This window comes from Pseudomonas sp. GW821-FHT09E04, assembly GCF_059416185.1.
The window spans coordinates 962,274-977,367 of sequence record NZ_JBWKOR010000001.1 but is presented as its reverse complement, the minus strand read 5'-3'; the positions used below and the strand labels follow the sequence as shown (position 1 = coordinate 977,367).

Below are 15,094 nucleotides of genomic sequence, written 5' to 3'. Positions count from 1 at the left end.
TTGTGGCTAAAAGCCATTATTAATTATGAGCTGCGCGTCAATTTTGCTGTGGGGCGCAAATGTAAGGGCTGTGTCAATACAACTTTAGTATCGTGTACTGTTAGGAGGGCGCATGTGGGAAGAACGAATTGAGAATATTGGTAACGATAACTTCGATAGAGACCAGTATGCTCGCGACAGGGCAAGGGTAATTCATTCTGCTTTTTTTCGTCGACTACAAGGTAAAACCCAAGTTCTTGGCCTTGGGGAGAGTGATTTTTATAGAACTCGGCTGACCCATTCCTTAGAAGTTGCGCAACTTGGTAGTGGGCTTGTGGAGTTTTTAAGTTACAAGCATAGAGATGAGGTAGGTAAGACAAAGTTTTTGCCTTCCAAGGAGTTGATAGAGACCATAGGTCTGGCGCATGATATTGGACATCCTCCATTCGGGCATGGAGGCGAAGTTGCATTGAATTATTCAATGAGGGAAAGTGGTGGTTTTGAGGGGAATGCTCAAACTCTCAGAGTATGTACGGAATTGGGTGAGTACTCGGATCAAGCTGGGTTGAATCTCACTAGGAGATCGTTACTAGGCGTCCTAAAGTATCCGGCAACTTACAGTGAAGTGGTGAATTTAAAGGCTTATAGTGCTGGGGGGCGAAAAAACATCGATGGCTATAAGCCTCCAAAATGTGTATTTGACTCTGGTGTCTCATCGCTTGATTGGATTTTAAAGGGCCTAGGTTTAAGTGAGCGGCAGTTGTTTTCGTCACTTGATAGTTTTGAAGGTAAGCATAGTAAAACAAAGTATAAGTCTCTCGACTGCAGTATTATGGAGATTGCTGATGATATTGCCTATGGAGTCCATGACTTAGAAGATGCAATAGCATTGGGGTTGGTAACGATAGGCTCGTGGGGTTTGGAAGTTGTAGAGCCGATAAAAAGTTCTTTGGGGAAGTATAGTTTAGAAAGTAAAATTGATGATTTAACGTTGGATCTGTTTTCAGGTGTTAATAGGCGTCGAAAAAAGGCCATCGGTGAATTGGTTAATCACTTCATAACGGCTTCAACTGTCTCCGGATCTGGGTTGTTCTCTGATTCGATATACGATTACTCAGCGGCAATTGATGCTGAGGCTAGAGCCAGTTTAGATCTCCTTCAAGGGTTTATACGTAAAAATGTAATATCAATTCCAGAGGTTCAAACGCTGGAATATAAGGGGCAGCAGATGATAATGGATTTGTTTGAAGCTATTGCTAATAATCCAGATCGCCTTTTGCCATTGAAATATAGGGAGCGTTTTAGAGAGTCTGGGTTCAACTTGCGAGTGGTTTGTGATTATCTGTCTGGTACCACTGATGATTATGCTACACGGCTTTATCATAAAATTTTTACTCCGTCCTCTGGTTCTATATTTGATCGCCTATGAAAAGTATTAGAGCTGTTACAGATAACCAGGTTTGTAGGTCTTTATTGCAGAAGGCTGTGCGGCGAGGGGCTGTATCAGTCGTAGAAAAAGTTGTGGTTCACCTTTTACAGAAAGGAGAAGCAACTTGGCTTAGAAACAGACTTGGGGTCATCGCTTGTGAAGAATCGTGGATGTATTTGGGTGAGCTCACGTTTACGACTAATGAAGAAGTGCTAATAAAACAATATATGGATTTGGCGAGCTGCTCGAAAAACAAAAACGCAGCAGGCTTGGGTAGCTTGGCTTATGAGTTATCAAAAGGAGTCGAGAGTGTAATTGTAGGAGATGACATAAATAGTAAGCATATTAAAATTGTGGCGGAAGCAATAAGGCGACCTGATGATTTTTGGTCCTGGGTGAAAAAAAATCAGATGGATAGTAAAGATTTAAAGTTTTTAGCTAATGCAGAAAGTGGTTTTAAAATGGCGGGGTGGCCATGGGATAAAGCTTTTACGCTGGCGAGTGCATATTTATCTATTATTGGAGATGTTCCGCAAATAGTGATGAATGAGTCGTCAAATTCTGCGTTCTTTCCTTATTGGGTTGCTATAGATAAACATACTTCTTTAGGCAAAAGATCGCTATTGAAATGCGCCGAAAAATTCAGCTTGGATAAAGGAGGGCTAGGATGGGTTCAGTTTTATTTAGAAAGTGCAAAGTGCGAAAATCTCCAATTTTCTTGGTGGTGGGAAAAAGAAAAAAAGTGGAGGTTCGAGAGTGAGGGGTTGGGAGAGGGGAGGGCTGAGGCTATCTGGTCTGATGCGTGCGTTTTTTTACATGAGCTATTATTTTCTAAAGGTTTAGCTATTGCTGAGGAGTTGGATGGTTCTTTTGATAGATACAACAAAATAATGAAAAATCAAGGCAGCCTAATTTAGCAAGGAGTGAGCTATGGCAATTACAGATGCGAATGAAGTAGAGAAGATTGTTAGGGTTTTGGAAGCGCGGGGCGCTAATTTGTTTCATGCTTGTCAGCTTAAGGATTTTAGATCTTATGTAAAGTTGGGAGGTGTTCCATCTCGCAATAAGCTGCTTAATAGTGGTCTCGATTTCACGGTTTTTGATACGGACGCGATTGATAAAGAGAACAAGGTTTGGGATAAGGTATTTGGTAATTTTTCGGATTTTGGTCGGCAATTTGCTAAGCCGGAAACAAGATCGCAACCTAATCCTTATGGACCAATTCAAATTGTAATGAAACCTAACATTTTGAGGTCGGTTACTGATTTGTCAATCACACTGAGATCTGCCGGTGCTCGTGATTTCGATAGAGATAATGAATGCTTAAAAGACTCCCAAGATTTTGAAAAGATATTTCAGTTTGCTGATGCAAATCAAACGCAAAATGTTAACCAAAGAAGGAATATAGCGTTTGAGCGTGAATTAAATATTAGGTTTGGTCGGAATAATTCTAAATCTCCAGAGTTTAATTGTGCGGTGGATAGTGAGATTCTCAGTTTTTCTGACGCGATTTACATACTCGTGGATGCCTGTGTGTATAGGGGGGAGGAACTTTCGGTTGAGGTTCAGCGACTGACGGGTAAAAGAGTAATAAAAAGAAGTTACCAATGTCCGGATAAAGAAAAGATAATTAAGGAGCTGTCTGAGTTGTCGGTTGTTAATGATTGTACGCGTGAGTCATTACTTGCGGGAAATTTTGCAAGTGAGCGTCTAAGGCAGTGGGTGGGTGAGTGTGATGGTTTTTACTATGATAGATTTATTTCTTATCTGACTAATGGTACAGTTCGCGCTTGATGGTAGAAATTAATTAGTGGGTTTGAGAAGAGGCTAAATGATATCCGTTGGGGCGGTATATATTTCAATAGATACGCCCCTTACGTGTTGGTTTGGTTTATGGGTTTTCATTGTTTTTTGTTTAGTCTTTGTGTTGTTGTGAAATTTCACGTAGGCCTGATTCCTGCAGGTTGTTGCGATCGTAACATTCCTTTTTTATGATGATATTTTCTCTTTTGTATTGATTTAATAAGGTTCTGTTATTTGTGAGCTGGAGTTTTTATATTCGGAATGGGTCATGCTCAAAGGTTGAGTTTCTATATTTTTTGTTTTCTGGCTATTGATTTTTGGGCTGGTCAGTTTTGGTCGCTGATCGGAGAAGACTTTTAAGTTGAAGTTCGCGTCTGGCATGATTTTAAGTGTTATTCAATAACTACATTGAATGCGGTACTTGTTATTCCCTTTCCATTAACCATCACATGCACCACATGCCCCCCCGCATAATGCTTCCTCGTAGTGAAATCCTTAATCACCTGCCGCCGCACCACAACCTCACTCCCAAATCCCGTCAACACCAACGTCTTCAGCTTGAAAACCTTGGTCGAAGTCCCGCCATTCGCCTTCACATAGTCAATCGCATAATCAATCACCAACCGCTGTTCCACCGGCACCAACGACCGCACAGTAAACGACAAAGTAATCGTCTCCCCAAGCCGCACAACCGCCGGTTCAACCTTCACATCCAGCAACTCAACCTCAGCCTTCGCCCCCGCACCAATAACAGTGAGCGCCCGCAAATCCCCCTGCTTGATCAAGCTCCGCAACGCATGCTTGGCAATCCACGCCGTGTGCTTGCTCTCCAGCGACCACCCCTCAACCGTATCCAGCACCCACTCCGGATGTTCCTTGGTCACGTCATTCAAATGATTCGCCACGGACTTGCGCACGTACAAACTCTCGTCCGCCTTCAACCGATCAAGTATCCCGGCGGCCAGGCGCGGATCAGCCTGTACCGGTTCCAGGCGAAACGACCATGGCAGGCGAGGGCGGCTGCCTTCGCTGGCGAGTCTTCGGACGTGGTGGTTTTTGTCTCGTGCCCAATCGTGCATCAGTTCCAGCGAGCGCTCCAGGTCGTGGCGCAGGAAGTGGCGGATGGCGAATTCGGAGGAGCCGAAGGTGGTGAAGTACTTCAGGGCCTCCATCGAGGTGTCGAACGCGTGCGCGCCGTAGCTTGCGACGTAGTGCGGCAGGCTCATGCTGACGAAGCCGCTGTTCAGGCGCGGGGCGAGTTCACGTAGTACGGCGAGGGAATCTTCGTAGTCCAGTGGCAGCACGGCGTGCAGGCTTTCGCTGACGCGGGCCATGCGTTGCATGACGGAGAGGTCGGCGAGGCCGTCGTTGGCGTGCTTCAGAAACGCCTTGGCCTTGAACGCCGGGTACACGGCGCTCATTTCTGTGGCGATGTGTTGCAGGCGTTCGGCGTTGAAGATTTCTTTCAGGGCCGGGGCGGCGGTTTCGGTTGTGCTCATGATCAGGTCATCGGAGTGCTGATGAACGCTTGGAGGCCTTCGGCGTACGCGGTGTATTGGGCGATGCGCGGGAAGCGTTGGGCGTCGATCTGGTCGGGGACGACGAGACCGGTGAAGCTCCAGGCGACGGCGAGGGTGATGCCGTCCTGTTGGATGTTGCCATCGGTGGGCAGTGGGTGTTTTCCGAGTTCGTGTTCCAGTGCTGTGAAAGCGGCGGCGAGTTGGCCTTCGACGCGTTCGACCCACGGCTGGTATTGAATGTCGGCCGGGCGCAGGTTGCGTTCGTAGTAGAGCTGCACGGCTTTTTCGCAGGCGGCGAGGCCTAGACCGATCAGGCGCAGGGCTTTTACCCGTTGGGTGAGGTCTTCGGGCAGCAGGGTTTTGCCGGACAGGGCTTCGAGGTAATCGAGGATCAGCGTCGAGTCGATCAGCACTTCACCGTCGTCGAGGACCAGGGTCGGCGCCTTGACCACCGGGTTGATCTGCTGGAAACGCTCGAAATGGCGGAACACCGACACCGGGTCGTGTTCTAGTTCGATCCCCAGGCACTTGGCGGAAATCGCCACGCGGCGCACGTAGGGTGAGTCGAGCATTCCGATCAGTTTCATGTGCAGCTCCCTGGGATAGACAACATGTTGTATCGATGGATGACGAATTTAGCGGCAAAGCCTGTGGACTGACTACTTGCCTGTATCTCATTTTTGCATGAGGTGAGCGACACAGAATTCAAACAGAGGTGCTGCGTCGGGAAATATCGATCTTGCGCGTGGTTTTGGCGCAGGAATAGTGCAAAGTGCCAGCATCGACCATGGATGGAAAGTTCGAACGAGTTCAGGTCTTCTGATTCCGCACTCGTCTCTCTGGCTTCTCTCTAATCCATGTTCCCGAAATCGTTGAGGTGCAGACCCGTGCGCAAGCGATGCGCCGGGTCAGGCTTTTTGAAACTGCAGGAGTGGTATCGCATGAAGCGTTCCAGACATTGGATTGTTTGCCTGGTAGGGGTGGCATTGACCGGTTGTGGCAGTTCGAAGCCCGCGCCAGGTGTAGTGGCGCAAAACTGGACGGCGAACACTGAGCAGTTAGGGATTCGCGCGATTTATCCGCCTCGCTCTCAGTTTGAGGTGGGCGATGTCTTCATTGCCCGCGCCGTCGCCAAAGGACAGAAGTTTGATCCAGCCGATTATGTGTTGGGGTCGGTACGTATCGATCACATTGATCTGAGCGAGGAGTTATACCGGTCGGCGCCGACGATCATGTTCCAATCCTCCGACAATGAAGAAAGTGGCTCGGGCACTGACAAGGTCAAGACCGCCAAAGTGTTGCCATTGAAGATTCGTGACAGGGTGATCAACAGCCAGGTGGCGTTTCCCGGTTTTACCTTTGCCTCATTGGCTGAAAACGAGGTGGGCGCTAACGCCACCGGTAGTGCTTTTGCGGCATTGTTCGGCGGCGGGCGCCGCTCGCAATACAGCGTGTCTTACTCGGTTCCAGCGGCGGAGACCTACGGCGTCACTTATCTGGAGGCCAGGCGCAAGTTCGATGTGGAGGCACCGAAACGCTACAGCGATGCCGATCGCAAGATGATGCGAGAGGCCGCCGAGTCGTTACAGGCCGGCAACAAAAGCACCGACGATCTGTCCGCGGCTCTGGTGCTCGTGACCGATGTTTATCTTGCGAGATCCATTGATGTGACCGTTTCCTCGGGGGAGGGGAAGGGCGCAACGTTTTCCGCCTTGACCCTGGCCATGTCCGACCTGAGTGATCGGAAAAAGAGTCTGGAAGCGCAACTGACCCAACTTCGAGCAAGCGCTGGGAAAAAGGCCGATCAGCCGAAAACGGAAGGTAATACCGCCGCGGTGAGCGCGCCCGAACAAGCCGAAGTCGATAAAGTGGAAGCCCAGCTGGCGCAGGTGAACACGCAGTTGCGTCAGCAGGTTACTCAAGTTGCACCGGACTTGCCCGGAGTGACTGGCGCCGTGGTCAAATCCTCCGCGATGGGCGTGACTTTTCGTCAGTCGTTTGCCCAGCCGGTAGCGATTGGATACCGCGGAATCAACTACAGCATTGAGTCGTTGGGTGCCCTTAAGAGCCCCGCCCTCATGCTGAGATCGGTGGAAATCGTTCCGACTTCAGCGGTCGTTGACACTCGGAAGAAGGGCAAGCAGCAATCGTCTGAACAGTCTTCGCAGTCGCTCTCGACGACTCAAGATCAACGTTGATTTTCAACCATTCGCGAAGCCTGTCGCCAAGTACAAGACCAATCGACAGGCTCAGTTTTCGAATCCCGTTTGTTCGTGAGTCTCCTGAGTCTTTAATCTTGACCTTGCGGCGTGAGCGATGCTCCGCACAGCGCTTCAAGGCTGAAAAATGCGACAAACCGCCGCGGCCATCCGCCGTTTGTCTTCTATATACATCCGTTCGACTGAATTTCTTGCTATAAACGCACTCCGATGACCGCCGTGAAGCCTGTGTCAGAGCACTTTCCGGGCTTTGTCGGACAAATTCCCTGTATTTACAGTTGCTGAGGCCTCAAACGGGCCTTAGACTGCCGCCCCTTCGTAAATTGAGTGCCGGGTGGCGTTTGCAATAAACGATGCCTTTCCGATGACCGCAGGCGGTTCGCCGGAACGCTCCCTAATTCGCCTTAATGCACGTTTTTTTATAGAGATATCAATGACAAAGGACAAGTTGCTGGCCATGCCGGCAGATGACTACATGAATGCCGAGCAACACGCTTTCTTCAGCGAGCTGTTGCAGAACATGAAAGTCGAAACCCATGAGCGCATTGAGCAGAACCGTATTGCCATCGAGAGCCTGGACACCCCGGCTGATCCGGCGGACGCCGCCTCGGTGGAGGAAGAGCGCACCTGGCTGGTAAACGCGATCGATCGCGACCAGCGCATGCTGCCGCAACTGGAACAAGCCCTTGAGCGTATCAAGGAAGACAGCTTTGGCTGGTGCGACGACAGCGGCGAGCCTATCGGCCTGAAACGCCTGCTGATCAGCCCGACCACCAAGTACTGCATCGAAGCTCAAGAGCGTCACGAGCAGATCGACAAGCACCAGCGTCAGGCCTGATTCCTGAGGCGACCCCTTCAGTGTGGGTCGTCGCGAAAAGATCGCAGCCTTCTGCAGCTCTTATTTAAAGCGGCAGAAGGCTGCGATCTTTGCTTTTTCTCGTCTGCCGGAAATCCCCGCACCGTTCCATTGACCTGCCACAGACCCACGACTAACGGACCATGGATAATGGCCTTGTAGTGGCGTTTAATGCAGCCACAACAATGAGAACAAGCGTGGGGTAACGAAATGACGAGAGATGGATCTCTGGTTGCGGCTCTGCCTGCACCAGTTGTTTTGCCGAAGAATCGCTGGTTGACGCCGACCCTGCAAAGCATCGCCCTGATGCTGTTGCTGGCCGGGATGACTCTGGGCGAATGGCCGTTATACGTGGGCATGCCGCTGGCGGTACTGATCGTCTGGCTGCCGCGCCTGCGCTCCCGAGCGGTCCCCGATGCGCAACCGGTCGATAGCAGCAATGCGATGTCCGAGCTGACTCGCGACCTTTCCTACACCACCAGTCATAACGCGCTGTCAGCCGCCGGCGTGGCGTTTTCCGTCAAGGAACTGGCCGGCAAGCTGCAATCGCAACTCGACGCCGCCGCGCAGATCGTCAACAACGCCGAAGTCATGATCGCCACCGAACAAGCCACTTCCCAACTCAGTCGCGAAGCGCTGGGCGCTGCCAGTGAAGCTCATCACAGCAGCGCGGCGGGGCGGACCGAACTGGTCGATTCTATTTCGCGCATGCATCAACTCAGTCAGCGCGCCAATGCCAGTCGTGAACTTATCGAAGCCTTGAGTCAGCGCAGCGACGACATCCAGCGTGTGACGCTGGTTATTCAGTCCATTGCCAGTCAGACCAACTTACTGGCATTGAACGCCGCCATCGAAGCGGCCCGGGCCGGCGAGCATGGGCGCGGCTTTGCGGTGGTGGCGGATGAGGTGCGCGGTCTGGCGGCTCGTACGGCGACGGCCACCGGTGAAGTGGGTGAGATGGTCGCCGACATCCAGCAACGCACGGCGCAGGTGGTGGAGCAGATCCGCCAGCTCTCCGACGATTTGCACACCGGTGTCGAGCAGGTCGAACACACCGGCCAGCACCTGGAAAACATCGCGCGACTGGCTGCCGGGGTTGAAACTCAGGTCGGCGAAATCGCCCGCGGTGCCGAGACCAATCGCGAGCAACTCGACAGCCTGTTCACCGCCATCGAGCAGATGCGCAGCGACCTGGCGATCAGCGATCAGCAGACCCGGCGCCTGGCCGAGGCGGCGGTGCAGATGGAGGGGCAGGCGGAAACCATCAGCGAGCGCCTCGCCGAAGTCGGTCTGGATGACTATCACCAGCGCATCTACGACCTGGCCCGTGAAGGTGCGGGGCAGATTGCCGCGCGTTTCGAGGCCGATGTCGAACAGGGTCGGATCAGCCTTGATGACTTGTTCGACCGCCAGTACCAGCCGATCCCGAACACTCAGCCTGCCAAGTTCCAGACTCGTTTCGACCGCTACACCGATCAGGTACTGCCGGCGATTCAGGAGCCACTGTTGCCGCGTCATGAAGGTCTGGTGTTCGCCATCGCCTGCACGCAGCAAGGTTATGTACCGACCCACAACCAGGCGTTCAGCCAACCGCTGACCGGCGATGTGCAGACCGATACCGTGCACAACCGCACCAAGCGCAAGTTCGCCGACCGCACCGGTATTCGCTGTGGCAGCCATCAGCAACCGGTGCTGTTGCAGACATACACTCGCGATACCGGCGAGCTGATGCACGACTTGTCGGTGCCGATCATGGTCAAGGGGCGGCACTGGGGCGGGTTGCGACTTGGGTACAAACCAGAGAACCCGCGGTGAGGCATTGTTGCCGGAACTGCAATTAAGCTGTGCACGAGCGTTGCTTTTTCCTCTTGATTGAAATCATTAACATGCCTGCATAGTTAGGTTGCTAATGAATTCGGGAGGTCAGCATGCAATGCAGAGTCGATGTCGCGGTGATGATCGGCAGCGGTGTTCCGGCCGGGCTGCGTGCGATGGGGCAAAGCGTCTGCTGGGTGGTACTGCTCAATGGCGAGCGCCGGGGCACGGCGTTCGCCAGTCGTGGCGAGGCGGAGGAGTGCAGGGCTGCGTGGCTTGCGCAGTTGGGAGCCGAATCCGCTGACAGCCTGCACTGATTGCGCTTAATGGCCGTGTGCTGCCCGTGACTCCAGCGAGCGGGCGAGAGCACAGGCTGCGTTGTGATCCTCACGGAAACCTCTGACGCGACCTGTCGACTTTTCCCTGATATGGAAAAAGGCGTTGCCGGCCGGGACCACCTGAAACAGTGGCTCCCGGCCACATCGTTCCGGTGCGTAGTCAGTCCCCAGGCTTGGGCCATTCAAGACAAAGGGTGGTTCGTGGGCCACGGCAAAGTGGGTCAAAGTGCACATATGAAGTCCTTTTCATGGATTGACCCGCATTTACAGACGGTTGCGGGTAGTCGCGAGCAGCGTCGCTGCTCTAGAATCGCCAACACCTGTTGACGGCATGACGTTATCTAAAGCAATTTTTTGCGTGCGATATGTCGGAAAAGTGCTTTTCTTGGTGAGTTTTTTCCCTAAAGTTCGTAGTCAGTTTTCTCTGGCCGACCGTGAGGCGTTTTCCTTCAACATTTGGAGAACGTCTTTGCAGGTTTCGCGAGTGGCATTCCAGTAGTCTTGTGAACCTCGCGTTGAATGAGCACTTGGCTCGTTCAGGCTTTTATTCGAGTCATTGCGCAACACCATCGGCCTGGCCGTTTTTACTGTCGTGCGCGTTTTTCGCGTGCGGCACTCTTTCAAGTGTGGGGATGTTTCTTTGGCAGTCAGTAACCTCGATATGCATGCTTTGTTCGTGCTGGGTGATTTGCGGGCAAAGCTGGTCAAGCAGTTTCAATCGCGTTTTGTTTACATCACCGAGCAAAACGCCGAAGGCATTTACGTTGCCGAAATCGACACCGAAAGCGCATTGGTGGTCGACGACAAGCCCGGCCTCAAGCTTAAGGTCGGCGACCATTTCAGCGCTTCGGTATTGCCCAGCCGTGAAGGCGGCAAGATGGACATCCGTTTTCGCGAGATCAAAATGACCGTGTACGGCCTGGGCGACTATGCCTTCGTCACCACGGCCGATGGCCATGCCATTGTGTTCAAGGAAGGCCATAGCGCGGTCACCGTGTTCGCCGCCAATGAGCAGCTGCAGGAAGGCCTGACCAAGACCCTCAAGGCTGTCACCGCCAAGGCTGCCAAGTGGCGCAAGGGCGAGCTGGTGACCTTCAAGGCCAGCGAGTGACGGGCGTGAGTCGCGCCGATTTCCATTTGCAGAACCTCGACAGCGCCCGCGATGAAGCCCGGCGCCTGTTCGATGTAAAGGCCGAATTGAAGGGCGCCTGGCTCGGTTGGGTCGCCTCGCAGATCTACGCTTTGCAGCCTGCTGAATACGCCAGCATGGTCAGACGCGAGCTTCAACGCTTGAAGGAAATGTCTGAAAAGTAGCCTCGTCCGTGTCATGCCCCTGAAAAAGCAGGAACCTCGTCTACAGTCAGTTGACTGAGTATTCAGAGGCCCCAGGCCTTCCTGCTATTGCTGTGAACAGCACGAGGTGCAAAAGCATGAACGGATTTCGACGGTTGCTGGCCGCTTTCATGGCCACATTCGGCTTGATGGCTGCGGTGCCGGCGGTCAGTGCGGCGCAGACCCCGATTCACTTCGCCGACCTGAACTGGGAAAGCGGCAGCCTGATCACCGATGTCCTGCGGATCATCGTCGAGAAGGGTTATGGCCTGCCGACGGATACGTTGCCAGGCACCACCATTACCCTGGAAACCGCGCTGGCCAACAATGACATTCAGGTCATCGGCGAGGAGTGGGCCGGGCGCAGTCCGGTGTGGGTCAAGGCCGAGGCCGAAGGCAAGGTCGCCAGCCTTGGCGATACGGTCAAGGGTGCCACCGAAGGCTGGTGGGTGCCTGAGTACGTGATCAAGGGCGACACCGCCAAAGGCATCAAGCCGCTGGCGCCGGACCTGCGCAGTGTCAGTGATCTGAAGAAGTACAAGGACGTGTTCAAGGACCCGGAAACCCCGAGCAAGGGGCGGTTCCTCAACAGCCCGATCGGCTGGACGTCGGAAGTGGTGAACAAGCAGAAGCTCACGGCTTATGGGCTGCAGGATGACTTCACCAATTTCCGCAGCGGCTCCGGTGCGGCGCTGGATGCCGAAATCAGTTCGTCGATCCGCCGGGGCAAACCGGTACTGTTCTATTACTGGTCGCCAACGCCGTTGCTCGGCAAGTTCAAACTGGTGCAACTGGAAGAGCCACCGTTCGACGCCGAGGCCTGGAAGACCCTGACCGACGCCGACAATCCCAACCCGAAACCGACCCGTTCATTGGCCTCGAAACTGTCGATCGGGGTGTCTGCACCGTTTCAGAAGCAATATCCGCAGATCGCGGCGTTTTTCAGCAAGGTCGATTTTCCGATCGATGATTTGAACAAGGCACTGGCCGATATGAGCGAGAAACACACCCCGCCACGGGAAGCGGCGGAGGCGTTCATGAAGGCCCATCCGGATGTGTGGCAGGCGTGGTTGCCTAAGGATGTGGCGGAGAAGGTTCAGGCAGGATTGTAGTGAGGTGGCGAGGGGGCTTGCCCCTCGCCAGGTTGAGTCAGAACCGGGTCTGCACTGCCAGTTCAAAGGTGCGCGGTGTGCCCAGGTAGTAAGCCGGCGACACATGGGCGAATTCGGCATACACCTCGTTCGTCAGGTTACGCACGCGGCCGGTGATAGTGGTGTGCGTATCGACCTTGTAACTGAGGAAGCTCCCGAACAACGTGTACGACGGTACGGTCATGGTGTTGGCATTATCCGCATACACCGAGGCCACATACCGCGCATCAACCCCGCCTTGCCACTGTGGCGAAAAGTCATAGGTCAGCCACAGATTGCCGACCCGATCCGGCACATTGGTCGGCGTGTTGCCCTTGCGTGATACCACCACGCCGGCGGCGTTCTTCTCGTTGAACTCATCGTATTGCGCATCGACCCAGGCAAAATTGCCCTCGGCTAGCAGCTTGTCAGTGATCCGCAGTGAGCTGGCAATCTCGATGCCTTTGGATGTCTGCTGGCCGACCGGAATGCTGTTGGTCGGGTCCAGTGGATCGGTGACGGCAAAGTCTTTGCGCTCGATGGTGTAAGCCGCGACTGTCGCGGAACCGCGACCGTTCAGATAGTCGAACTTGCTGCCGATTTCCCATTGCTTGCCCGTTGAAACATCGAAGTCCTGAGTACCACCGGGTTGCTCGGCGGCGGTGCTGTATTGCACATAAACGTTGGCTGATGGAATGAACTGGTAGGTCAGGCCGACGCGCCCTGTGACCGGTTCCCAACTGCGCTTGAGGTGGCGCGGGTTGCTCGCCGTCACCGTGCGATGGTTGGTCACGTCCAGGTCGATGTCGTCATAGCGCAGGCCGGTGAGCAACGAGAGTTTGTCAGTCAGTGCCAGGCGGTTTTCGGCGAACAACGCCTTGGTGGTGACCTCGTTGGTCTTGTCGCTGACAAAACCCGGCTTCGTGCCCGGAATGTCATAGAAGTGCCCCGGGCGATAATTGTTCGGGTCCACGGTGCTCGCGCCTTTGACGTTGAGCGGCGAGTTGGTGGTCTGGTTGACCTTGTACTCGAAGCCGCCGGACCAGGTGGTGTCGAGGCCGAACAGCGTGTTGTCGTGGCGCAGTTCGAACTGATTGCCGTCCTGCTCACCCTGATGCCGCACCTGATACGCCGTGGAGCGGTTCACGGCGCTGTTGTCGGCGTTGTACTGGTAGGTTTCGAGGTTGCGGTAATCACGCTGGCTGTCGAGGTGATAGAGCGTGTTGCGCAGGGTGGTGCTGTCATTGATCCGGTAATCGATGATCGAGCGCACCCAGATCGTCCGCTGCTCGTAGCGACCGTCCTCGACGTTGTAGTTGTTGAAGCGGTTGTGCCGGTCGATTTTCAACTCGCCAGCCTTGGGGTTGAGCACCGGGGTGCCCCAGTACGGGCTGTCTTCGTGTTCGTCTTGGTATTCCAGGGCCAGGGTGTGCGACAGGTTTGGCGTCAGGTCGCTGAGCAGAGAGAACGCCATGCTCCAGGCATCGCGTTCCTGACGGTCGATGTAGCCGTTGCTGGTGTTGTGGCTGACGTCGAGGCGGGCGTAATGCTGCACGTCGGCGCCGGGCTGGCTCAGGGCGTGGTTGAGGCCGAACGCGGTTTCGGTGGTGTCGTAGGTGCCATAGCTGACCCGGCCTTCGGCGGCTTGCTCGTCGCGAGTGGCCAGTTTGGTCACGTAGTTCAGCGAGCCGCCCACCGAACCGGCGCCGTTGATCAGCGACGACGGGCCGCCGACCAGCTCCACCCGATCATAGATCCACGAGTCCACCGGCCGCGCCAAACCACCAGAGACATTGACGCCGTTGAACATCTGGGTGATCTGGCTGCTGGTAAAACCGCGATAGGACACGAATCCGCCAAACCCCGGCGGTGCACTGGCGTTGACGCCGGGCAGGGTGTTGGCGGCGTCCTGGAAGTTCTGCGCACCGTGGCGCTCGATGTCGTTGCGGTTGGCGATGGCTACCGAGGCCGGGGTGTCGCGTACGCTCAAGCCGAGGCGCGAGGCCATGCCGCTGGACTGGTCGAGGCTCAGCCCCGGTTCGGCGGCGGACTCGCCGTCAATGGTGATCGGCGCCAGATCCACGGTGGATTGTGCCCAGGCGTTGACGGACAGGCAGCCGCACAGGCTCGCCAGCAAGGTAAGTTGTTTCATCGATTGAATCCTGAATGCTTGTCTAGGAGTCAGCGCACAGACGAACGCCGCGCGTTGGCGCAGTGGGCTGACAAATCAAAAAGGCAAAGACACTCAGGCGAGCGGCGGGGCGCGGGGGTTGGCCGAAGGCCAGATGAAGCGGGCAGGGAGGTCGGCGCTGACGATGACCGGCAGCGGTGGGCTGTGTTGTTCCGGCAGGATCGCCAGGGTCAGGCTGGAGTTGAACGCCGGGCCCATGCCGCCGGTGGAGCACAGCGGACAGCCAAAGGCTTTGGCCAGAGTCGGCAGTTTTTCTTCGGAAGGATTGGACGCAAGTGGCGCCTGGGTGCTCGGGTCGACGGCGCAGAACTGGCCACCGATTCCGTTGAGCTGCATCCCGACCATTTGTCCGTGACCGATGCTGCAGGCGAACACGTTGAACAGGACGCAGCAATAGAGCATCCAGGCCAGCAGTGAGCGATCGGAACGGGTGAATTTCATGGGGCGGCACTTTACCGCACCGCTGACCGGTCGTGCACATG

The 15,094-nt window shown here is 54.6% G+C and carries 15 protein-coding genes; 10 read left to right on the top strand and 5 right to left on the bottom strand.

Annotation, left to right across the window (positions count from 1 at the left end; translation table 11 throughout):
* Positions 1-112: 112 nt before the first annotated feature.
* From AC07N4_RS04400 to AC07N4_RS04390, 3 genes are read left to right on the top strand one after another with little or no spacing between them, the layout of a single operon-like run.
* Positions 113-1,408 (top strand): anti-phage deoxyguanosine triphosphatase, encoded by a 1,296-nt coding sequence (locus tag AC07N4_RS04400; protein ID WP_102622042.1) that lies wholly within the window; start codon positions 113-115, stop codon positions 1,406-1,408.
* Positions 1,405-2,325 (top strand): hypothetical protein, encoded by a 921-nt coding sequence (locus AC07N4_RS04395; protein WP_146013088.1) that lies wholly within the window; start codon positions 1,405-1,407, stop codon positions 2,323-2,325. Before AC07N4_RS04400 ends, AC07N4_RS04395 begins: the two co-directional genes overlap by 4 nt.
* A gap of 13 nt (positions 2,326-2,338) precedes the next feature.
* Complete coding sequence (locus AC07N4_RS04390) at positions 2,339-3,202, top strand: hypothetical protein (RefSeq protein WP_102650852.1); 864 nt, start codon at positions 2,339-2,341, stop codon at positions 3,200-3,202.
* Positions 3,203-3,603: 401 nt separating this feature from the next.
* On the opposite strand, the gene AC07N4_RS04385 is transcribed toward AC07N4_RS04390, so the two are convergent.
* A complete protein-coding gene (locus AC07N4_RS04385; RefSeq protein WP_493065040.1) occupies positions 3,604-4,710 on the bottom strand; it encodes a DNA alkylation repair protein in 1,107 nt (368 codons plus the stop codon).
* Positions 4,711-4,712: 2 nt separating this feature from the next.
* Positions 4,713-5,318, bottom strand: coding sequence for a glutathione S-transferase (locus AC07N4_RS04380; RefSeq protein ID WP_493065039.1), 606 nt, complete (start codon positions 5,316-5,318; stop codon positions 4,713-4,715).
* A 354-nt stretch (positions 5,319-5,672) separates the two neighbouring features.
* Here AC07N4_RS04380 and AC07N4_RS04375 point away from each other — a divergent pair, with 354 nt between their 5' ends.
* From AC07N4_RS04375 to AC07N4_RS04360, 4 genes are all read left to right on the top strand, one after another.
* Entirely contained in the window at positions 5,673-6,929 is a 1,257-nt protein-coding gene (locus AC07N4_RS04375) for a hypothetical protein (RefSeq protein WP_493065038.1), read from the top strand.
* Between the two features lie 454 nt (positions 6,930-7,383).
* Positions 7,384-7,788, top strand: coding sequence for a TraR/DksA family transcriptional regulator (locus AC07N4_RS04370; RefSeq protein ID WP_007935965.1), 405 nt, complete (start codon positions 7,384-7,386; stop codon positions 7,786-7,788).
* Between the two features lie 228 nt (positions 7,789-8,016).
* Positions 8,017-9,621, top strand: coding sequence for a methyl-accepting chemotaxis protein (locus tag AC07N4_RS04365; protein ID WP_493065037.1), 1,605 nt, complete (start codon positions 8,017-8,019; stop codon positions 9,619-9,621).
* 113 nt (positions 9,622-9,734) lie between these two features.
* Positions 9,735-9,938: a hypothetical protein gene (locus AC07N4_RS04360; protein WP_096820153.1), complete on the top strand. Its 204-nt coding sequence runs from the start codon at positions 9,735-9,737 to the stop codon at positions 9,936-9,938.
* Between the two features lie 6 nt (positions 9,939-9,944).
* On the opposite strand, the gene AC07N4_RS04355 is transcribed toward AC07N4_RS04360, so the two are convergent.
* Positions 9,945-10,193, bottom strand: a complete 249-nt coding sequence (locus AC07N4_RS04355; RefSeq protein ID WP_102620897.1) for a hypothetical protein — start codon at positions 10,191-10,193, stop codon at positions 9,945-9,947.
* A gap of 406 nt (positions 10,194-10,599) precedes the next feature.
* Here AC07N4_RS04355 and AC07N4_RS04350 point away from each other — a divergent pair, with 406 nt between their 5' ends.
* The 3 genes from AC07N4_RS04350 to AC07N4_RS04340 all read left to right on the top strand — a co-directional run bounded on the left by AC07N4_RS04350 (position 10,600) and on the right by AC07N4_RS04340 (position 12,403).
* Entirely contained in the window at positions 10,600-11,070 is a 471-nt protein-coding gene (locus AC07N4_RS04350; protein ID WP_007950541.1) for a hypothetical protein, read from the top strand.
* 5 nt (positions 11,071-11,075) lie between these two features.
* Positions 11,076-11,273, top strand: coding sequence for a hypothetical protein (locus tag AC07N4_RS04345; RefSeq protein ID WP_493065036.1), 198 nt, complete (start codon positions 11,076-11,078; stop codon positions 11,271-11,273).
* 116 nt (positions 11,274-11,389) lie between these two features.
* Positions 11,390-12,403 (top strand): ABC transporter substrate-binding protein, encoded by a 1,014-nt coding sequence (locus AC07N4_RS04340; RefSeq protein WP_493065035.1) that lies wholly within the window; start codon positions 11,390-11,392, stop codon positions 12,401-12,403.
* Between the two features lie 37 nt (positions 12,404-12,440).
* On the opposite strand, the gene AC07N4_RS04335 is transcribed toward AC07N4_RS04340, so the two are convergent.
* Both AC07N4_RS04335 and AC07N4_RS04330 read right to left on the bottom strand, forming a co-directional pair.
* Positions 12,441-14,573, bottom strand: coding sequence for a TonB-dependent receptor (locus AC07N4_RS04335; RefSeq protein ID WP_493065034.1), 2,133 nt, complete (start codon positions 14,571-14,573; stop codon positions 12,441-12,443).
* A 93-nt stretch (positions 14,574-14,666) separates the two neighbouring features.
* Positions 14,667-15,053 (bottom strand): DUF2946 domain-containing protein, encoded by a 387-nt coding sequence (locus tag AC07N4_RS04330; RefSeq protein ID WP_457381218.1) that lies wholly within the window; start codon positions 15,051-15,053, stop codon positions 14,667-14,669.
* Between the last annotated feature and the right edge of the window lie 41 nt (positions 15,054-15,094).